Source organism: Robertmurraya mesotrionivorans, from assembly GCF_050971805.1.
In the GTDB taxonomy this organism is placed as follows: domain Bacteria; phylum Bacillota; class Bacilli; order Bacillales; family Cytobacillaceae; genus Robertmurraya_A.
Genome location: NZ_JBPCCH010000002.1, coordinates 206,540 through 226,803, shown reverse-complemented (window position 1 = coordinate 226,803; position 20,264 = coordinate 206,540). Strand labels below are relative to the sequence as shown.

Here is a 20,264-nt window from a genome sequence, read left to right as displayed (position 1 = left end):
GTTACTCCTTCTTTTCCGTCATCGCAAATAACTGCTGAAACACTTCATCTTGCCTCTCTTTTTCTAATGGAGCAATGTTTAGCATTTTTGAATAATAAAGACCATCTAAAGCCAAGCGAATAATGGTAGCCGTCACTGGATCGATTCCGTCGTTTTCTAATTTCGTTAGAATCGACTGATAGCCCTTTGAAATGTCGTTTGCTAAATCGGGATCAAGGTAAGAGGCGGCGAAAATCCCCACATTTAACTCGGCATTCTGCTCTAAATCTGTTTTAGAAGCTTCGATTAAGGCACGAGTCCATTTCCCAGACTCCTGCGAATCTTTTTCAGCAAATTGATCAAAGTTTACATAAAGCTCCTCGAAGACAAATTGAGCTAAACCCTTAATTAAACTTTCTTTATTTGGAAAGTGGTATAACAATCCGCCTTTACTAATGCCCGCTTGTTTCGCCACCGCGTCTAACGTGAGGGCATTAAAGTCATTTTCGAGTATGATTTGAATAGCGGTTTGTAAGATCAGCCGTCGTTTTTGACTCGCTTTTGATTCCATTGTCATTCTCTCCTTGGAAGTAATTGATTACATTTATTGTACCGTCTGGACGGTTTTATTGTCAAAACAAAACTTAACAAAAAAACACCAAACCCATAAGGTTTGGTGTCAAAAAATTACTTCCAAGTAGTAACTGTATCAACTGGTAAACGATAAGAAGGGCGACCTTCAACCGCTGCTTTTCCGATTGAAATAAGCATCACTGGAACAAAACGGTCTTTATCTAAATCGAATGCTTCAGCTATCAATTCTCTATCAAAACCACCGATTGGATTTGTGTCATAACCGTGTGCACGGGCAACGAGCATGATTTGCATGGATACAAGGCTGGCATCCACTAATACCAATTCTTTCATTGATTGGTCTGGCATGTTTTTATAAAGAGGAGCGTACATAGCTAAAAGCTTTTCCTTGACATCTTCCGGCATTAACCCGTGTTCTACTTGTTTTCCGTAAATTTCTTCCGCATACTCGATACTGTTCATATCACCAAATACGGCAATTACTGCAGCAGAAGTCGTCACTTGTGAAGAATTAAATTGAGCAAGCTTCAACATTTTTTCTTTTCCTTCAGGAGTATCCACTACAACAAATCTCCATGGCTGCATATTGATCGAAGACGGAGCAGTAGTTGCTTCCGTTAAAATCTCAGTCATTTCCTCGCGGCTGATTTTTACATTAGGGTCATAAGTTTTTACCGAACGACGTCCGTGTAAAATTTCTTTAAAATCCGTATGTTTCATCTTGTGATCACTTTCCTTTTTTTAATATTCTTTTATGTTTGTTTGAATCCGGATTAGCATGGTTACTAATGAACGTAATTCTTCCTCCGTAAAATCTTGAAACATTTGTTTGATAAAGCTTAGCTTATCTGATTGGCAGGTAAGTATGCGTTCGCGTCCTTCATTAGTTAGGTGGACAAATGTTTCTCGATTGTCAGACGGGTTTCTTCGCCTTGAAACCATTCCTTCCGATTCCAACTGTTTCAAATGTCTTGTGATGGCTGCATGATCAATATTGACCAACTTTTGCAAGGAAGACTGGTTGATCTCATCCACCTGATACAATTGATGCAACAATTCGTATCTGGATAAGCTAATATGAGTATTACGCTCAAACTTCGGGCCCATTTGATTACTAAGCTCTTTTAGCAAAAACAAAATATGCTCTTGATCGGGTATGGAATAAGTCATTTCCAAGCCTCCATTACCAAAATAAAATCATTGAGGTATCAATTATTGACCTATCAATCATAATACAAATATATTTTGAAATCAAGACATATGCACTTTTTCAGAAAATATAAATTTTATTTTAAGATAGCTACAAGCCTAAACAGAAGTCCATCTAAGAAAGGGCTAGTAAAAAATAGGTTTCTGTTGGATAAGGAAATGAAAAGGGCATTCCTTTTTATGAAGCTAGGAATTTTCAATTGGTAAAAGAACTGGCTTTTGGGTTTTTTGCACTTTTTTCTAGTTGAATCATAAATTCCAAGAAAATGTTAAAAATAAAAAAATGAAATAAAGTAGGTTGGAGGCTTCAAATGGAAGGATACCGTAAAAAATCTCTAAAAGAAGTACTCCCAGGTGAGATGATCCTACATCCCATTTACCGACCAGATGGATTATTATTTTTGAATAGATATAAGATGATGACCAATTCGATTCTTGCCAACATCAGAAGGCAGTTTCCTTCAGATATTACTGTCCTTACTGTTTCCAATTCCTCAGACCTTGAGGCATTTGAAGAACAGAAAATATATCAGGAAAAAGAATTCCAAAATGATCTTGAGGATGTCGTCGAGGCATTGAGTCAGTATATCCAAGCGAGCCTTACGATAGAACATTATCAAGATGAAAGATCATTCATCTCTCCTTCAAGTACAAACGTAGACTCCTTTGAAAAATTTTATTATTCACCGGTATGGACACAATTAGATCAAGTATTTGAATCTCCACATATTTTGTCTAGAGTTCCTATTGTAAAAAAATTATTATTTGAAACGTTGAAAAGTGAAGTCATGTTAGAAAGTCTCTATTCTAAAATGAAGTCTTACCACGACGTATTAAAAATACACAGCATCAATACCTCCATTACTTCATTAATGATAGGCTTAAGTTTGGAATTGAGAGACGAGGAGCTCGTGGAGTTAGCCATTTCTACCTTATTTGCAGATATCGGATTTACGGAGTACCCTAAAACAAAATTCATTTATTACCTAAATCACAGCAAAAGAACAGAACTGCTTTCTTCTCATATAAAGCAATCAGTGGAAGTTATTTCAGGATCTGAATTCTGCAGAAAAAAAGACGTGGTATATGGCATTTTGGAGCACCATGAAAGATTTGATGGAAATGGCTTCCCAAACGGAAAAGCGGGTGATGAAATCCATCTTTATGCAAAAATCATTGCGATTGCCCAAAGCTATGATGAGCTGGTCGGAGGCTATATTGCTGAACAAAGTGTGGCCGTCTATCAAGCTTTGCTTCAGATATGGGATCAAGGTGGAAAACTGTTTGATAAAAAAATCCTCCATGCATTTATTACTAGAAGCAGTCTATTTAAATTAAATCAAAAAGTCACCTTACCTAATTTTCAAACGGGAACCATTGTTGGCTTTGAAAATTATCTTGATCATCCATTGTTGCCTGTTATTCAAAGGGAAGACGGGGTTGTAATAAATTTATATAAAAGATAAATAGCCAGTATCATTGTATACTGGTTTTTTGTATTAATAAAAGAGCAACTCTCCTTGACAATGATAATCATTATCAATTATTATGTAATCAAGTTGATAGTAATGATAATCATTTTCAATTATAACTATATCCTATAACCGGGAGGGAACCAAGAACAATGACTATCCTCACGTGTGAATGGTGCGGTTTTTCAGAAAAACAAACAGCCCCGGGTGACTACATGGAACCTTGTCCATGTTGCGGTTTATTTGAAGAAGAGTTAGAAAACTAAAAAGGAGTACTTCTTTATGACAAAACGTCTATTAGATTCGTTTATCCAAAGCCCATATCATGTAGATGATTCTAGTTGTTGGAGACATGGAGTTCAACTAATGATTAATCAGGTCGTTCAGCATTATTTTCAACTGCCTAGAAACATACAAAATTCAATTAGCATTATGAAATTAATTGATACATATCGAAAGAATTTGCACATCGAAGGATTTGAGTCTGTCACTCATTACTGTGTGGTTATGGCAAAGATTACCGATCATTTACTTACTTTCCTCTCAAGTGAGGCTAAACAAGTACCACAGCTCTATTTTTACCATCATCAAGAAGGGGTGTTAGAAGAAGGACAACATTCAATTTCCTTAAATGTATAGTTGACAGAATATTCGAGTAAATTATATAGTATGAAGAAATATTTATTATTGGCAGATGACCATTTGATTACACTTTTTCAATTAATGATGACCGTTTATTCGGTAAATGTTTACGGAAAACTGCCTGACAAGGTTCAAATAGTAACTTTGTTGGACGGCAAGGAGTATGAATATTCTCCGACGATGGAGGATATCACTCTTAGTCAACAGTTTGTGAAGGATTTGAACGAAACTAAAATGAGACAAGAAAGCTGGGAGAGAAGATTATGAAAACAACACCTTATATTGCTGTAAATACATTTGACCATCAAGTTGACTGCTTCTGCCCAGATGCGGACCATAGTGAGGTAGTTACTATTCACAGGGGCGACATTATCGAAATTACTCCGGAGCGGAAATACACTGTGATCAATGGATGGTATGCTTTAGTGATCATAAATCAAAATTTCTCATTTTACATGGCTGTTGAGGATATTGAATGGTACTTTTCAAAAGAACAAATCATTTCCATGTTAGATGTAGATCTTCAGATAAACTATTATCAATATAAAATCAACCAAGCTCTCGATGAGGGAGACGAAATATCATTTATGAATTTCACAGAGAAAACGAACGACTCGAATGAAATGAAGGAAAAATTGCAAATGTATCTGCGGAATGTAGCTGTATAAGCGGGAGGGTTGATAGTCCCGCAGTGAAGTGGTGAGAGGCATTGGATAATGATGACCGTTATCAAAAGGATTCTCCTTGCTAGTGGTCTTCATACGGTTGATGAAGACCATTTTTTAAAAATAACTGAATTCTAACGGTCTTCATCCACGTTATGAAGACCGTTATCTTAAGAATTGATTTAGCTAATGGCCTTCATCAAGGGTATGAACATCATTACAGAAAAAATCCCCCAAGCTAATGACGTTCATCGCTTGTATGAACATCAATTCAGCAGGAATCCGCATCCTAATGACGTTCATCAAGGGTATGAACATTATTTTATCAAGAATCCCCCATCCTAATGACGTTCATCAGGGGCATGAACATCATTTCCTCCAAGATTCGGCAGTAAGTGAAATTCATCATATAAAAACCAAATGATCCAAAAGACAGCCATCAAAACCTTCATCCTCTAGTAAAATTTCCGTCATAATTTGTTCATATTTTCAAGTTATCATACACGTATGAATGATAACTTGGGACTCGATTCCCTTTTTTATGAAAGGAGTACTTATAAGCTGTTATGAGGGAGAAGAGAAAAAACAAGATACTCTTTACTCGGATGAATATTCTCTTTTTCGTGGTCTTCTTGATGTTCTCGACTTTGATTATTCGACTGGGAAAAATACAAATTGTCCAAGGAGAGGAATACGCGAAAGAAAGTGAAAAGACGACGACCACTGTTTATACCTGGACGACTCCTCGCGGAAAGATATATGACCGAGACGGAAATGTTTTGGTGGAAAACGAGGCCATTTTTACATTAACGTACATCAATCCTTCGAACGAGCACAACCAGCAGGAACGGCTTGAATTGGCACAAAAGATTGCTGGATTAATAGAAGTAAGTACGGAAAATGTAAAAGAGAGAGACAAAAAAGATTATTGGATTTTTACCAGAAAAGAAGAAGCATACGCGAAGGTGACAGCCGAAGAACAAGCAAACCTAGATGACAACGAAGAGTATCAACTGATTTTGGAGCGAATTACGGAAGAAGAGCTAGCGACCATCACTGCTGCGGAAATGGAAGTTCTTGCGATTAAAAGAGAAATGGATGTGGATAGCTCTTCGATCAAACGAATCAAGATGGGATTAACAACAGAAGAAATGGCCATCATCAATGAGCGTCTTGAAGAACTTCCTGGTTTCGAGGTCAAAGTGGACTCCACACGAAAATATGTATACGGAAATACGCTTCGTCAGCTATTTGGCAATGTGGGTCAAATTCCAGAAGAAGCAGCCGATACGTATAAAAGTAACGGCTACCAATTGAGTGACCTTGTTGGGACAAGCTTCATTGAGCAACAATACGAAACCTGGCTTCGCGGTACCAAGGAAAAACAAACATATGTTCAAGATAAAACGGGAACCCTCATAGAAGGGGATGTGACGCCAGGGGCAACTGGGAAAGACTTGGTCCTCACGATTGACTTAGCTCTCCAGCAGGAAGCAGAGAAAATCATAGAGGAAGAGATAAAAAAGGACAGTGGCGCGAGTGAAGCCTATGCGGTCGTAACCAATCCTCAAACAGGTGAAGTTCTTGCGATTGCTGGGAAAAGTGAAGAAAATGGTGCGATGAGTGATGAAACGTACGGGGCATTATATAACGCCTATGCGATGGGGTCGGCAGTTAAAGGGGCAACCGTGTTAACGGGATATGAAACTGGAGTGATTTCTCCAGGAGATACGTTCCTCGACAGTCCGATAAAAATTGCTGGAACTCCAACGAAAAAGTCATACGTGAATATGGGAACCATTAATGACCTAACTGCTCTCGAGCGATCATCGAATGTGTATATGTTCCATATCGCCATGAAAATAGGAAACTATGATTATGCGAAGAAGGAAGGCTTTCACGATCCTGATGAAGCGTATGCGACCATGAGAAAGTTTTTTAACCAATTCGGTCTTGGAGTGAAGACGGAAATTGATCTTCCGAGTGAAGCAACGGGCTACAATGGCGGGGTTCAACAATTAGGGAACTTAATGGACTTTGCGATTGGACAATTTGATACGTATACTCCACTTCAGCTAGCACAATACGTTTCTACCATTGCAAATGATGGAAAGCGAGTGCAGCCTCACTTGATGAAGGAGGTACGCGAGCCGGACCATGAAAGTGGTGAGTCAGGTGAAGTTATTGAAGAGTTTGAAACGAATGTGTTAAACACGGTGGATATGGAGTTGTCAAATATTGAACGCGTACAAGAAGGATTCCGCCGAGTAATGATCGGGTCAAAGGGAACCGCAGCCTCCTACTTTAAAGGGATCCCGTATGATCCAGCAGGCAAAACAGGGACGGCTCAGGTGTCAGATGGAAAGGGTGGCTACAACTATAACCTAACATTAGTTGGCTACGCACCATATGACAATCCTGAAATCGCGATCTCCATCGTTGTACCAAATGCAGAAAATGATAGCAGTGGAATTAATAAGTATATCGGAAAGAGAATACTTGATTTTTATTTTGAAAATAAGTAAACCGGCGTCTAAATTGGATGCTGGTTTTTTTAATAGGAAGAAGGATGCTGTAATGGTTAGAGCCTTTTCACGGACCCTTATTCGAGGGATTTTCTTTAGGGAAAAATCAATAAGCCAGTTTCCCTTCAAAAAGGAAACTGGCTTATTCCACGTTATTTGCTTTGTTTTTTCGCTAGATGGTCTAGCAAATCGTCAAATGATAGTTCAGACATGGAAGTTAGTCGGTGGACATGACCTTTAAAGTCCAAATATTGTGTGACTGGGTTAGGTACGATCACACAGTGAAGTCCGGCTCCGACTGCGGCCGTTAGTCCGTTTAAGGAATCCTCAAAGCAAAGTGCCTCGTTTGGCTCGACTCCTAGTTCCTGAAGAGCCTTTACATACAGCTCGGGATCAGGTTTTACCTTTTGAACGTCATCGGAGGTCTTGATCACTTGGAAATAATCTAGAATTTGAAATCTTTCCAAATATTCAATAACCCATTTTCTATTTGAACTTGAGGCAAGTCCTATCTTTAACCCATGTTCTTTCGCTGCTTGAAGATAGTCTAACACTCCCTCACGAAGAGCAAATTGATTTTTTCTTTGCTGATAGAGTTCATTTGTTCTTGATTTCACTAACTCCCGATCAATTGGTTGCTTGGACATGGCGTTCAGTTCGTCGTACAGGCCGCCACCTGTTGTTCCTATGTATTTTGCAAAGTTCTCGAGCTTTAAATCGCAGCCGTAATCTAGCATAACCTCCTTGGTCACGTCATACCAAACGGACTCGGTATCCACAATTAATCCATCAAAATCAAAAATAATCGCTTTATACATAATTCCCTCCAGTTTTTTACAATAGGTTATAATACATTATATCCATATTCGTATGTGAAAGAAACTTATTACTCACTGATTACCCATTTGACAACAAAATACGAGGGGCAACTGTTGCTAGTTGTTGTTTTCGAAAAATAGGTTACCATAACTACTATCAACATGATATGGTGGTGTACGATTATGACAGTTGAAAAACAATCCTTTCAGTTTCGAATGGAAAGCGCCTCAGGTAAGGTTGAAGTGGAAGGAGAGGTTAAAGGGCCGTTTCGGATTCCTGGTCAAGATGATATGAAATTAAAAGCCGTTCTAGCTCTCTTACATTCGGTGGATCAAGAAAATTTTAAAAAGGTAAACGAAGTGGAACTCTTTCATGATTTAATGGAGCAAATTGAAGGAACCATTGATCACATGAAAAGGTATGACCATTTTCAAGGTGAAAGGTTAGAAAAATAAATGACAAAAAAGCCAAAATCCCAAAAAAATTTTGGCTTAATCATTTGATATTATTTACTTTCCTTAGGATCTGGTAAATCAATTGCTTCTTTTTGTTTGTTACCGCTATAGGAATTCTTTTCATCCGTACGAGTTTCCCAAATACTATATTTAATGTCATTCGAGCTTTGTTTTTTACTAGTCATCAAAAAACACCTCCTATTATTAGACTTTTATAAATGGGAAATTCTATACAAATATAATAAAAAAAGAATATTGCCAATTTTCTTTCGTATGGAAAAGTACGGATTGATTGTATATTCTGATAAGATAAACAGTTTTTGAAGGGTGGAGTATTTTGTGGGGAAACATCACGAAAGTGAGAAGTTACAGCGCGGGTTAGACAACAGGCACATCCAGCTGATTGCGCTAGGAGGAGCGATTGGAGTTGGCTTATTCTATGGATCGAGTGCAACTATTCAAATGGCTGGTCCTTCGATTCTTCTCTCTTATTTAATCGGAGGAATTGTCATTTTTACAATCATGAGAGCATTAGGGGAAATGGCGGTGGATGAACCGATTTCTGGTTCCTTCAGTTCTTATGCTCATCGTTACTTAGGACCGTTTGCGGGCTACTTAACGGGCTGGACGTATTGGTTTATGTGGGTGGTTGTCGGAATGGCCGAAATCACGGTCATCGGCGTATACGTGAATTACTGGTTTCCAGATATCCCTCAGTGGGTGACGGCACTTGCTACGTTAATTGTCGTTACACTGATTAATTTGATGAATGTAAAAGCCTTTGGAGAGTTTGAATTTTGGTTAGCGCTTATTAAAGTTGTGGCTATTATCGGAATGATTTTAGTTGGCTTAGGGATCATTTTGTTTGGGTTTGGAAATGGTGGACAACCTATGGGTCTAGACAATCTTTGGGCTCATGGCGGATTTATGCCGAATGGAATTGATGGAATTTTATTATCTTTAGTTTTGGTGATGTTCTCTTTTGGAGGAGTAGAGCTAGTAGGGATCACGGCGGGTGAAGCGAAGGATCCACGCAAGTCGATTCCGTCTGCGATTAACAATGTCGTTTGGCGAATTTTAATCTTTTATATTGGTGCTTTAGGAATTATGATGATTTTATATCCTTGGAATGAAGTTGGTTCCAATGGCAGTCCGTTTGTTTTAATTTTTGATAAAATTGGAATACCAGGCGCAGCACATATTATCAATTTTGTCGTGTTAACGGCTGCATTGTCTGCTTTTAATAGCGGAATGTTCAGCACGGGGAGAATGCTTTACAATTTATCGTTACAAAATAATGGCCCTAAATACTTTGGTAAGTTAAACAAGCATCAAACGCCAAGACGTGGAATCTTATTCTCGGCTTCGTTTCTATTAGTTGCTGTATTTCTTAATTATATTATTCCAGAAAAAGTATTTATGTTTATTTCTTCTGTAGCGACAGTGGCTGTAATTACAAGCTGGACGATTATTCTACTTACACAAATAAAGTTTAGGCAATCAAAAACAAAAGAAGAGGTTGGAAAATTAGCGTTTAAAATGCCTCTTCATCCACTATCGAACTATGTGGCACTTGTGTTCCTGGCTTTTGTTATTGTGTTAATGGCGTTCATGGACGGCATGAGAGAAGCTTTATATGTGGCACCTGTATGGTTTCTCATCCTTTACGTAGGATATCGATTGAAAACAAAGAAATAACAACAAAGCGGTCTCTCAATATGGAGACCGCTTTTAATTCGAGTAATAATTTTGTGTGTAGTAAGGCTGTGCTTCCTCATTAAAGGCCACTCCAACACCTAAGTACTCAAAACCAGACTTTATTATATTTTTTCGGTGACCTAAAGAGTTCATTAATCCTTCATGTGCAAAAATACTACTGAACTGACCGTACGCTAGATTTTCTCCTGCCAAGGTGTACCGTATGCCGTCTTCTTCCATTCGGTCAAAAGGAGTCTCTCCTTGAAGATTCGTATGATCAAAATAGTTATTTACGGCCATATCCGAGCTATGCTTCCGTGCCGTTAGCATCACATGTTCATCCCATGAAAGGACCTGAAGTCCATGATTGACCCTCGTCGCATTGACCAAATCAAACATTTGCAACTCAAATCCTTCTTTTAATGCTTCACTAGGCTCTGAATAAATCGATTTTTTATTGTTTTCTACATCTTCGGTTAAAATTTGAATGGCGGTTACCGTATTTTCTTCATGCACATCATAAAAGATCGTTACGTATGTGTCATCAAGCTCATACATGTCATAATCGCTGTCTTCTTGTAGCTGATAAAAAACTAATCCCTTTTGCAATCGTGTTATTGGCTGTCCTAATGTGTCACGAACGGTTTGTTTTGGACTGTTTAATTTGATTCCGTTTGTGGATGAAATTAAATCTTGATTCGTGTACAAGCCAATCACTTGTTGCTGGTCATTGTACATGACTTTGACAAAGTTATGGTAATTGTCATGATACGTATGCCATTCCGTTCCATACTCGTTCATCTCAGAACGCTTGGGTGCTCCTAACATATTTTCGATACCTGTCTTCGATTCACCGAGTTCGATATTATAAATCGAAAAAACTTGATTGGAGGATGACTCCAGATCGGGAGAAGGGACTTCTTTTTCAGAAGGCACCTGTTCCTCAGCCAGTTCTTCAACCTTTTCCTCAAGAAACCCTATGCTGCCAGCAATGCCAATATATAAGTCGTTCAAAAGTTCAGGTAGCTCGATATTATCTACATGTATGTTAAGATCCTCGGCTATAGCTCCAATTCCCAATTCTTTTCCGTACGAATTCCATAAATAATTCAAACCAAACAATAATATAACTAAGAGAAAAAGTCGTCTCAAATTTTCTCCTCACTTTCTATCAAAAATCCCATCTATTCCATTATGGCTACCAGATTCATGGCCCATACGTATTTCCATTCTAAACGATGTTCCTTTCCTCGTGTTAGTAAAACGAACTTGCAGGAAAGTGGAAAAATTTGTTGTAATATAAAAACCGAACAATGGAGGAGGGAATGTATGAGTTCAGATTTACATATAAGAGTGGCGACCACCGATGATAGCGAACAGATTCAGCATTTATTAAAAACACTTGCGCTATGGATGAAGGATTCAAGTATCAACCAATGGAGTTTTTTATTAGAAGGAGAAGATGACGAGCTGAAAGAGTGGATCTCCAAGGGACTGACCTATATCGTCGAAAAAGATGAAATATTTATAGCTACGTTCACTCTTTTACCAGAGGCAGGGGAATGGGACCGACATATTTGGGGAGATGATTTTCCTGTAAATTCTTCCTATTTGCATAGACTCGCCATTTCCCCAGCCTATATGCGTCAGGGAATTGGTGAAAAAGTGATTGAGTGGCTATCTACAAGAGAGATAGAGATTGTAAGATTGGATTGTGTCGCAGACAATGAAAAATTGAATCGATTTTACCAGAATAATGGATTTGAGTTGATAGGAATAACAGATGATCATTGCAAATATCAAAAATTTATGAAAAGGGGGAAGTGAACTTACCTGAGACGATATTTGAAACCGCGTAAAATAAGAGCATTTGTTTATCAGGGGTGTAAACACATTTGTTGTACACCCTATAAATATATTAAGGTACAAAACCTTCACTATCTCTAGCAATTTCGTCTCTAATAAACCGTTCTCCACCCGACGCCTCCACAGCTGCCCCCATGGATTGTAACCAATCCCCATTTATGGCGGTTCTCTGCCCAGAAAGGACGGATTTATTGTTTTTTGCTAAATTTTGTTGAGTGACACCAATGGCTTCTATTAGTTGTCCAATCACTTGAATCCAGATTCCAGTAACGATATCCTGTGAACCTGGCCTCTTTTCCTCTAAATCATATAGTTTCGTTACTGCTATCGCTTCCGTAAGTAAAGCAAAGAACTGAATCCAAATGCTGGCTTCTACCTGTTTTTCCAATGCTAATTTCGTTTGCTTCTGCTGGTCCTCTTTTTCATGCATTTTTCAGGTCACTCCTTACTCCATACCTTTGTTATGTATATTCATTATATTAAAAATAGGTCCATGAGCATTCGGTTTGCTTTTTCCATTAATTACACGACTAAACTAAGAGAATCTTTGATAAAATAGCAATCTAAAGTCCCGGGGACTAAAGTACTAAATATAAGAAAGAATTACTATATCCATTGTTTGACATTGTGATAGAATATGAGAATATTACGAATTCTAAAATCGAGGAAAATAGAGTGGAACATACTTATTTATCGTATAATTATCCGATCGTTATTGTTTCGGTGCTTGTTGCCATTATTGCTTCTTTTATTACGATTGAACTTATAGAAAGAGTAGTAGGTTCCAAACAAAAACGCGAGAAGAAGTGGGTACTAGCAAGTTCGTTTATTTGGGGCAGCGGAATTTGGACGATGCATTTTATGGGAATACTAGCTATAAAGTCAGAGGTACCTTTTGACTATGATGTCTTAATAACAATCTTTTCTTTAGTCATCACCGTCACCGTGATCTTTTTTGCTTTTTTATTTATTTTGTACAAAGAAATGACTAAGTTACGGTTAATATGTGCCTCAGTTATAATGGGACTGGGGATAGCTTCCATGCACTTTTTCGGGATGCTTGGGCTCAATGTGCATTTCGACCATAGCGTTGTAAACATGTTTTTATCAATTATAATCACTATTACTGCATCGTATCTCGCCATGTATATTTTTTCGAAAGTCGGAAGCAAACGATTATATATTTATGCTTTTCCCATCGCTGCATTAATGGGCGTTGCCATTAGTGGTATGCATTATAGCTACCTGAAACCAGGCACCATGTATCATATAGAAAAGGTGAGTGTGCTTCACACGCCATTCCACTTTAGTGTTCGTTCAGATTTTCTTTTATTAGCCATCATAGTAATGACGGTAATCATCGTTGGAATTACCTATTCCGTATTTCGAAAAGAAAACGAAGACTTCCTTAAACTAAAGCTCAAAGAGTTACACTTAGCAAGAAAGGTACAGGAAAAATCACTACCTCTGCCTATCCATAACGAGAGGGTAAACATAACTTCCTTTTATAAAGCGTCCGAAGAGCTGTCAGGTGATTTATATTATTGGTTAAAAACTGACAAAGATCAGTACGGGATATTTATTATGGATGTGATGGGGCATGGAGTTTCTTCTTCTATTATAAGCATGTCGATAAAATCGTATCTTCAAGGAGTATTAGGGAGAATAAGTGAACCTATTAATGTAATGAAGGAACTTTCTAATCATATGAATTCAATGTTTGAAGGAAGTGAAAATCCGTTTTATTTTACAGCTATTTATCTTTTAGTTGATACGAAACAGAAAAGGATACGATATGTTAATGCAGGTCATCCATCAGGACTATGGCAGGTGAAAGGGAAACCAGTCGTACCAATCGCTTCCACGTGTCCACCGATTGGACTTGTAGCAGATCTGCCAATCATATCCGATGAGATTTCCTTTGAAGGACAAGGAAGACTCGTGTTATATACTGATGGATTTATGGTAGGCATTAGTGATGATCCAAGAGTACAGCTTAGAGTTATGGAAGAAATTCTTGTCTCTAACCAAGAAAAGGACATAGAAGAAGCGAAAAACCAGCTGCTGATAGAGTATAAAAATCACCCGCGGCAACCGGATGATACCTGTTTACTCGTGATTGATATTAATGGGGAATAAGAGAACATCCGGACACCTATTTAAATAGATCAAAAGAAAAGACCAAAAATATCAATTTTGGTCTTTTTTATCTTCTTGAAAATAACCAATCGCATCTTTAACGGTGGCCATGGAGTGTGTCGACGATAAGTTTAATCCTTGCACTACTGCGAGCTTAGCTAATTCGGGTCTCATTCCGGTAATAATGGTACTTACACCAAGAAGTGACATAACATGAACGATTTTAAATAGTGTATCAGCAACTAAGGAATCTAAATTAAAAGTTCCTGAAAAGTCGATGATTAGGCATTGAACCCTTTGTTTTCGTACCTTAATCGGTATGTCATCAAGAAGCTGCCTAGCTCGGTCTTCATCCATTGCTCCTACGAGCGGAAGGACCGATATCTCATTTGAAAAAGGCACAAGGGTTGCAGATAATTCGTTAATTTGTTTCAACATTTGTTTTTGGTTCTTTTCATTTTCTTTTCTTCCTGTGATATCCCATACGATGGATTGAATCGCTCTTTGATCACCAAGCGGGGCCGGATGACAATACAGGTCAATATCTACCGTTGTTCCATCCATTCGATAGACGGTTTCTTCAATGACTGGCATGGGTGTTTCGTAAGCGGATTGTATTCTTTTTTCGATGGCTGCCTTGGAGAAGTCTTGAAAAATATCAAGTGGGCTAAGGCCAATAACCTCTTCTTTGGTTGTTCTAAAAAAAGTCTCTGCTGCGTGGTTGATATAAATTATTATTAAATCTGTATGAATAATAACGGGGTCTAACGAATATTCAACGATCTGGCAGTAATTGATTTTTGAAAGATCTTCACTCACGATGTTCACTCCCTTGTAACTAAGGGTAAAGTATCATACCATAATTATCAAGGAATTAAGATAATTATGAATAATAATAAAATGGATTGAAAATCGCTATAATGAAACATATAGAATGATCTAGTGAGAGGGGTGAACATTCCATGTGCGGGAGATTTTCCTTAACCGAAGAAATATATAATCTGAAAAGGCAGTTTGAATTTGAATTCTTTGAGGAAATTGGTCCAAGATACAATATTGCTCCAAGTCAAATGGTGCTAGCGATTGGTCAAAATAAAGGGGCACGAAAAGGAGCATATCTCAAATGGGGCTTGGTCCCGTATTGGGCAGATGATCCAAAAATAGGGTATAAAATGATTAATGCTCGAAGTGAAGGAATAGATGAAAAACCATCTTTTAAACAACCTTTCAAACAGCGGAGATGTCTCATCTTAAGTGACGGCTTTTATGAGTGGAAAAAGAATGGGAAAGAGAAACATCCGTATCGGTTTGTGATGAAGGACCACAAGCCATTCGCTCTTGCGGGACTTTACGATGTGTGGAAAAAGGATGCGCAGTCACCACTTGTCACATTCACGATTATTACGACAGCACCAAATGAAGTGACTGAGGATGTTCACGATCGAATGCCAGTAATTTTAAAAAAAGAAGACTACGACACATGGTTAGACTCGAATAACCAAGATATCTCTGTTCTAAAATCTCTTTTAACACCTTATCCAGCTGAGGAAATGATGAAGTATGAGATTTCTTCATTAGTAAATAGTCCAAAAAATGAAGTTCCAGAAATCCTTCAACCGATGAATAGTTTGTAAAAAAACCTCCCTCAGAAAAATGAGAGGAGGTCTTATCGTTTTAATGGATGGCTTTTTTCTTAAATCTTCCGCCTCTAACCTCTGCAATATCTGCAATCGCTAAAAAAGCAGAGGGGTCAATTTCTTCGACGATACTACTCATTTTTGACTCTTCTAACCTTGTAATGATACAAAAAATGACTTTCTTATCATCCCCAGTATAGGCACCTTCTCCGTGTAAATAGGTAACCCCTCTACCAAGACGGTCATTGATCGCATCCCCGATTTCATGTGCGAAGTCACTAATGATCCAAACCGATTTAGATTCTTCCATCCCAGTAATGACAATATCAATCGCCTTTGAAGCAATCACGTACGCTAAAATCGAATACATGGCACGATCCCAAGAGTACACAAAACCGGCAGAACCAAGAATGAATAAGTTGATAAACATAACAATCTCACCGACGGAAAAAGGAACCTTTTTACTAATCACGATTGAAAGTATTTCTGTTCCATCAAGTGCTCCGCCATTTCGGATAACTAGTCCCACACCAATCCCTAAGAAAATACCACCAAATATCGTTGCTAGTAGGATATCATCGGTGAATGCAGGAACTGGATGAAAGAATGTTGCAAAAAGGGATAACATGATAATTCCATACACCGTGGAAATCGCAAAAGTTTTTCCAAATTGCTTATAACCTAAATATACAAAAGGTAAGTTTAGTATGAAAAGAAAGATCCCCAATTTAATACCAGTGATATGCGACAGCATAATTGAAACCCCGGTTACACCACCATCAATAACCTGGTTAGGAATCAAGAATATTTCTAACCCTACAGCCATTAACAAGGCCCCAATGGTTATAAAAATTCCCCTTTGAACAATTCTTAGTACAGATAATCTTCGGTGTTGCCTTTTTTCTAACGCTAAATCTGTCAAAACCCATCACACCTTTTCTAGTAAATGTAATAAATAAAACATAAGATCCCTGTAAACAACATATTTGTATGTAACATAAGTATATAATATAATAAGGTTATGTTACCAATTATATGCTCAGAAGAAGGGAATCAGTCAGTATGGAATATGTAGATGCGATTCGTGATACAGCAAAAATAAAAGCCCTTAAAAAGTATCTAAAAGACCAATCGTCTAGAGATTACTTACTATTTGTTCTTGGAATTAATTCAGGATTAAAAATTAGTGAAATTTTGACCATCAAGTGGAGCGACATTCTAAACGAAAATGGCAGTATTAAGAATTTCATGGAACGAGAAGAGCAGGAAATCCCTATCTATGTAAATGCAAAAGTAAAACACGCTATTTCTCTTTATCTTTCCTCAATTTCCTATCATTATAGTGACTATGTTTTCAAATCCTCTAAAACAAACGACCCCATCACCAGACAACAGGCGTATCGAATCATCAATAAAGCGGCAAAACATGTGGGGATTGAAGGGAATATCGGAACACACTCCATGAGAAAAACCTTTGGTTATCATGCTTACAAAAAAGGAATCGCCATTGCACTGCTACAGAAAATCTTTCACCATACATCATCTTCTGAGACATTAAAATATCTAGGAATCAAAAAGGAGGAGAAAATCAAAACAGAAATCGATGTGAATTTATAAGGGGGAAAAAACATGATTAATATTGATTACTCGATTTTACTAGGTTCGTTACTTCTTATTATAGGAATCATCACTACCAAATTCTCGAGTCGACTTGGCATGCCAGCCTTGATTCTCTTTTTAGCCGTAGGCATGATCGTTGGAAGTGATGGATTAGGAATCATCTACTTTGATAATGCCACATACGCTCAGCTAATTGGTGTACTAGCACTTATTATCATTTTGTTTGAAGGTGGTTTGCAGACGAGATGGACGACAGTGAAATCTGTGTTGAAGCCGTCGTTATCTCTTGCAACAGTAGGGGTATTGATTACAACTTCCGTGGTAGCTGTCGTCGTAAATTTATTATTTGATGTACCTTGGCTGGAAGCATTTTTAATAGGATCCATCGTAGGTTCTACCGATGCGGCTGCTGTCTTTGCCGTATTAAAAGGGCAGAACATTAACCCTAAACTTGGATCAACCTTGGAAGCTGAATCTGGTACGAATGATCCAATGGCCATGTTTTTAACGCTAATGTTTATACAATTGTTGACGATAGATGAAGCGAACGTTTTCCTACTTATCCTTTCTTTCTTTTGGCAGATGGGAATGGGATTACTTATTGGGGTAATCTTCGGGAAGCTAGCAACCATGGCTATTAATCGTATTAATCTAGATTCTAGTGGACTTTATCCCATTTTTGCAGTAGCTTTTGCCTTACTAACCTATAGTTCCACAGCGTTGGCACACGCGAGTGGATTGTTAGCGGTATACGTGGCAGCTCTTGTTATAGGGAATTCTGACTTAACCTATAAAACGTCCATTTTCCGTTTTAATGAAGGTTTTGCCTGGATGATGCAAATATTAATGTTTATCATTCTAGGATTGTTGGTTTTCCCATCTCAGCTTTTTACTGTTGATGTGATGGTAAAAGGTATACTCATTTCAGTTGCTTTAATCTTTGTTGCACGTCCGATCGCGGTATACGTCTCAACGATAAAAATGGATTTTAATCATAAAGAAAAAATCTTTGTATCTTGGGCTGGATTACGCGGGGCGGTACCCATCGTATTGGCAACATTCCCTATGATTGCGGGAATTGCTGATAGCCAGACGATCTTTAATGTCGTATTCTTTGTCGTGTTTACATCCGCTTTGATTCAAGGGTCGACCATCTTACTACTAGCAGATAAACTAGGGCTAACGGGACCAAAAAAGACCACCCCTGCTCATTCTTTAGAGCTTGTTTCCATCGGAAAAGCCAATGCAGAAATCATCGAGTACGAAATCCATAAAGAAGATTTATTAGTGAATAAAAAAATTGTAGACATTTTATTTCCAGAGAATGTCCTAATTAACGCCATTATTCGCTCGGATAAATTGGTCACACCTAGAGGGGATACTTGTTTACTAGAGGGCGATATTCTTTATATCCTCACACCAAGAAGTTGCATCGGGAAGTTAAAAGAGATGTTTAAGGATCATGAGTTTTAATAAAAAACGGACAGTTATTCATGAAAGAATAGCTGTCTATTTTTTCATGAATGCTTGGCACAATTAAACATATGATGGGTATATAAACAAATGGAGGTTGTCCATGTCCTTACTCCCAATCATTGTCTCATCATTATGTACCGGTTTAGGTGCCTTGCCTATTTTACTCGTAAAAGATGTTTCTCATAAGGGAAAAGATGTGTTATTAGCTTCTACAGCGGGAATCATGGTCGCTGCATCTGCCTACGGGTTAATTCCAAACGCTATTAAGCTATCAAACGTAACCGTTTTGGTGGTTGGAATCTTGTTTGGAACACTCGTTCTAACCTTGTTGGAAAGTATGATTCCGCATGTTGACCTCGACCATTCGAAGCAATCATCAAGAAAAAACAGAGTCGTTTTTTTGTTTCTTGTAGCCATGTCTCTTCATAATTTACCTGAAGGACTATCCGTAGGGATAAGTAATGCCAGTGAAAACCATGAGGTAGGGTCGCTTGTATCGTTTGCCATCGGCTTGCAGAATGTCCCAGACGGATTTTTGGTTGCATTGTTTCTATTGAGTCAAAAAGTTAGTGTTCATCGTTCTATTTTGCTTGCTACTTTAACTGGTGTCATTGAAATGTCTGCAGGTTTAATTGGAGTGCTTTTGGGGGATACGTTTGAGCCGATCATTCCGTATGGACTAGCATTTGCAGCGGGCTCCATGCTATTTGTGGTATATAAGGAGCTGATTCCAGAAAGCCATGGAGACGGAAACGAAAGGGCATCCACATGGGCATTTATCATTGGGTTTGTGTCTATGATTATTGTGACAGAGGTTTTTCGTTAAGATGGATTAATTGATGCTAATCATGCCGAAACCCATGATAATCAAAATACTACTCACTAATAAGGGCGATGATAACACTTGTCTCACACAAGGTCATCATCGCCCTTATCTATTTTATCGTCCACTAGGAAAAACACGTTGAACCATCTCTGTAAATTCCTCAAACAATCCTTTGACAGGTTCACCTTTTTGAATCTTGTCACCATAATCTCCCATGCGATCAACGAAGTCCGGATTACTAGATACAAAAACATTTCGGATTCCTTTGTCTGTTGATTTTACTTGATCCGAAATGTTTTTCTCTAACTCCTCTCGAACATCGCCCTTCGTGTTGTCCTCTAACACAACAGCAACATAGGCATTGTTATCGGTCACAATCACATTCGCATGGCGCACTTCCTGCATATTTTCGATTTTGTCCTGCGCTTTGTCAGCCACTCGCATCCTCGAGTCATTGTTTTCGTCATCCACGTTCTGAACCTTTGTTCCTCTGTCATCTTCCTTATTGTCATTGTTATCAGCCGCACTATCCGCGCCGCAAGCAGTTAAGACAAATGACAACGTAAGGATAGAAAGCCATTTGAACATTTTCATATTTATCCCTCCTAAAAATTATCATTCATAGAGTTACCCATTTGACTG

The 20,264-nt window shown here is 38.1% G+C and carries 23 protein-coding genes; 13 read left to right on the top strand and 10 right to left on the bottom strand.

The features are described from left to right. Position 1 precedes the first annotated feature (1 nt). From ACRX5O_RS05255 to ACRX5O_RS05245, 3 genes are all read right to left on the bottom strand, one after another. Positions 2–550, bottom strand: coding sequence for a TetR/AcrR family transcriptional regulator (locus ACRX5O_RS05255; protein ID WP_433904967.1), 549 nt, complete (start codon positions 548–550; stop codon positions 2–4). 116 nt (positions 551–666) lie between these two features. Further along, positions 667–1,293: a nitroreductase family protein gene (locus ACRX5O_RS05250; protein ID WP_433904966.1), complete on the bottom strand. Its 627-nt coding sequence runs from the start codon at positions 1,291–1,293 to the stop codon at positions 667–669. A 21-nt stretch (positions 1,294–1,314) separates the two neighbouring features. Further along, positions 1,315–1,743: a MarR family winged helix-turn-helix transcriptional regulator gene (locus ACRX5O_RS05245; RefSeq protein ID WP_433904965.1), complete on the bottom strand. Its 429-nt coding sequence runs from the start codon at positions 1,741–1,743 to the stop codon at positions 1,315–1,317. Between the two features lie 350 nt (positions 1,744–2,093). Here ACRX5O_RS05245 and ACRX5O_RS05240 point away from each other — a divergent pair, with 350 nt between their 5' ends. The 5 genes from ACRX5O_RS05240 to ACRX5O_RS05220 all read left to right on the top strand — a co-directional run bounded on the left by ACRX5O_RS05240 (position 2,094) and on the right by ACRX5O_RS05220 (position 7,086). After that, positions 2,094–3,248, top strand: a complete 1,155-nt coding sequence (locus ACRX5O_RS05240; RefSeq protein WP_433904964.1) for an HD-GYP domain-containing protein — start codon at positions 2,094–2,096, stop codon at positions 3,246–3,248. Between the two features lie 288 nt (positions 3,249–3,536). Beyond that, a complete protein-coding gene (locus ACRX5O_RS05235; protein WP_433904963.1) occupies positions 3,537–3,893 on the top strand; it encodes a hypothetical protein in 357 nt (118 codons plus the stop codon). Between the two features lie 30 nt (positions 3,894–3,923). Continuing rightward, positions 3,924–4,163, top strand: a complete 240-nt coding sequence (locus ACRX5O_RS05230; RefSeq protein WP_433904962.1) for a hypothetical protein — start codon at positions 3,924–3,926, stop codon at positions 4,161–4,163. Next, positions 4,160–4,564: a hypothetical protein gene (locus ACRX5O_RS05225; RefSeq protein WP_433904961.1), complete on the top strand. Its 405-nt coding sequence runs from the start codon at positions 4,160–4,162 to the stop codon at positions 4,562–4,564. Before ACRX5O_RS05230 ends, ACRX5O_RS05225 begins: the two co-directional genes overlap by 4 nt. A 632-nt stretch (positions 4,565–5,196) precedes the next feature. Next, positions 5,197–7,086, top strand: coding sequence for a peptidoglycan D,D-transpeptidase FtsI family protein (locus tag ACRX5O_RS05220; protein ID WP_433904960.1), 1,890 nt, complete (start codon positions 5,197–5,199; stop codon positions 7,084–7,086). A 152-nt stretch (positions 7,087–7,238) separates the two neighbouring features. Here the strand turns inward: ACRX5O_RS05220 and ACRX5O_RS05215 are convergent, their stop codons facing one another. After that, on the bottom strand, positions 7,239–7,904 hold the full coding sequence (locus ACRX5O_RS05215; protein WP_433904959.1) for an HAD family hydrolase: 666 nt from the start codon (positions 7,902–7,904) through the stop codon (positions 7,239–7,241). Between the two features lie 183 nt (positions 7,905–8,087). Here ACRX5O_RS05215 and ACRX5O_RS05210 point away from each other — a divergent pair, with 183 nt between their 5' ends. Beyond that, positions 8,088–8,360 (top strand): hypothetical protein, encoded by a 273-nt coding sequence (locus tag ACRX5O_RS05210; protein ID WP_433904958.1) that lies wholly within the window; start codon positions 8,088–8,090, stop codon positions 8,358–8,360. A gap of 50 nt (positions 8,361–8,410) precedes the next feature. On the opposite strand, the gene ACRX5O_RS05205 is transcribed toward ACRX5O_RS05210, so the two are convergent. Continuing rightward, positions 8,411–8,545 (bottom strand): hypothetical protein, encoded by a 135-nt coding sequence (locus ACRX5O_RS05205; protein ID WP_433904957.1) that lies wholly within the window; start codon positions 8,543–8,545, stop codon positions 8,411–8,413. A gap of 154 nt (positions 8,546–8,699) precedes the next feature. Here ACRX5O_RS05205 and ACRX5O_RS05200 point away from each other — a divergent pair, with 154 nt between their 5' ends. Next, complete coding sequence (locus tag ACRX5O_RS05200) at positions 8,700–10,058, top strand: amino acid permease (protein ID WP_433904956.1); 1,359 nt, start codon at positions 8,700–8,702, stop codon at positions 10,056–10,058. Positions 10,059–10,091: 33 nt separating this feature from the next. Here the strand turns inward: ACRX5O_RS05200 and ACRX5O_RS05195 are convergent, their stop codons facing one another. Continuing rightward, on the bottom strand, positions 10,092–11,210 hold the full coding sequence (locus ACRX5O_RS05195; RefSeq protein WP_433904955.1) for a CAP domain-containing protein: 1,119 nt from the start codon (positions 11,208–11,210) through the stop codon (positions 10,092–10,094). Positions 11,211–11,387: 177 nt separating this feature from the next. Between ACRX5O_RS05195 and ACRX5O_RS05190 the strand changes: the two genes are divergently transcribed. Beyond that, complete coding sequence (locus tag ACRX5O_RS05190; RefSeq protein ID WP_433904954.1) at positions 11,388–11,885, top strand: GNAT family N-acetyltransferase; 498 nt, start codon at positions 11,388–11,390, stop codon at positions 11,883–11,885. Between the two features lie 91 nt (positions 11,886–11,976). Here ACRX5O_RS05190 and ACRX5O_RS05185 read toward each other — a convergent pair whose 3' ends face one another. Further along, positions 11,977–12,354, bottom strand: coding sequence for a hypothetical protein (locus ACRX5O_RS05185; RefSeq protein ID WP_433904953.1), 378 nt, complete (start codon positions 12,352–12,354; stop codon positions 11,977–11,979). Between the two features lie 245 nt (positions 12,355–12,599). Between ACRX5O_RS05185 and ACRX5O_RS05180 the strand changes: the two genes are divergently transcribed. Further along, positions 12,600–14,063: a SpoIIE family protein phosphatase gene (locus ACRX5O_RS05180; protein WP_433904952.1), complete on the top strand. Its 1,464-nt coding sequence runs from the start codon at positions 12,600–12,602 to the stop codon at positions 14,061–14,063. A 51-nt stretch (positions 14,064–14,114) separates the two neighbouring features. Here ACRX5O_RS05180 and ACRX5O_RS05175 read toward each other — a convergent pair whose 3' ends face one another. Further along, positions 14,115–14,882 carry a PAS domain S-box protein gene (locus ACRX5O_RS05175; RefSeq protein WP_433904951.1) on the bottom strand — a complete coding sequence of 256 codons (768 nt, stop codon included), beginning with the start codon at positions 14,880–14,882 and terminating at the stop codon, positions 14,115–14,117. 143 nt (positions 14,883–15,025) lie between these two features. On the opposite strand from ACRX5O_RS05175, the gene ACRX5O_RS05170 reads away from it, so the two are divergent. Further along, entirely contained in the window at positions 15,026–15,697 is a 672-nt protein-coding gene (locus ACRX5O_RS05170; RefSeq protein WP_433904950.1) for an SOS response-associated peptidase, read from the top strand. A gap of 40 nt (positions 15,698–15,737) precedes the next feature. On the opposite strand, the gene ACRX5O_RS05165 is transcribed toward ACRX5O_RS05170, so the two are convergent. Then, positions 15,738–16,622, bottom strand: a complete 885-nt coding sequence (locus ACRX5O_RS05165; protein WP_433904949.1) for a YitT family protein — start codon at positions 16,620–16,622, stop codon at positions 15,738–15,740. A 140-nt stretch (positions 16,623–16,762) separates the two neighbouring features. Between ACRX5O_RS05165 and ACRX5O_RS05160 the strand changes: the two genes are divergently transcribed. The 3 genes from ACRX5O_RS05160 (at position 16,763) to ACRX5O_RS05150 (ending at position 19,622) form a co-directional block, all read left to right on the top strand. Beyond that, positions 16,763–17,317, top strand: a complete 555-nt coding sequence (locus ACRX5O_RS05160; protein WP_433904948.1) for a tyrosine-type recombinase/integrase — start codon at positions 16,763–16,765, stop codon at positions 17,315–17,317. Positions 17,318–17,329: 12 nt separating this feature from the next. After that, complete coding sequence (locus ACRX5O_RS05155; protein WP_433904947.1) at positions 17,330–18,793, top strand: potassium/proton antiporter; 1,464 nt, start codon at positions 17,330–17,332, stop codon at positions 18,791–18,793. A gap of 97 nt (positions 18,794–18,890) precedes the next feature. Beyond that, positions 18,891–19,622: a ZIP family metal transporter gene (locus tag ACRX5O_RS05150; protein WP_433904946.1), complete on the top strand. Its 732-nt coding sequence runs from the start codon at positions 18,891–18,893 to the stop codon at positions 19,620–19,622. A 114-nt stretch (positions 19,623–19,736) separates the two neighbouring features. On the opposite strand, the gene ACRX5O_RS05145 is transcribed toward ACRX5O_RS05150, so the two are convergent. Continuing rightward, complete coding sequence (locus ACRX5O_RS05145; RefSeq protein ID WP_433904945.1) at positions 19,737–20,216, bottom strand: YhcN/YlaJ family sporulation lipoprotein; 480 nt, start codon at positions 20,214–20,216, stop codon at positions 19,737–19,739. Positions 20,217–20,264: the final 48 nt, after the last annotated feature.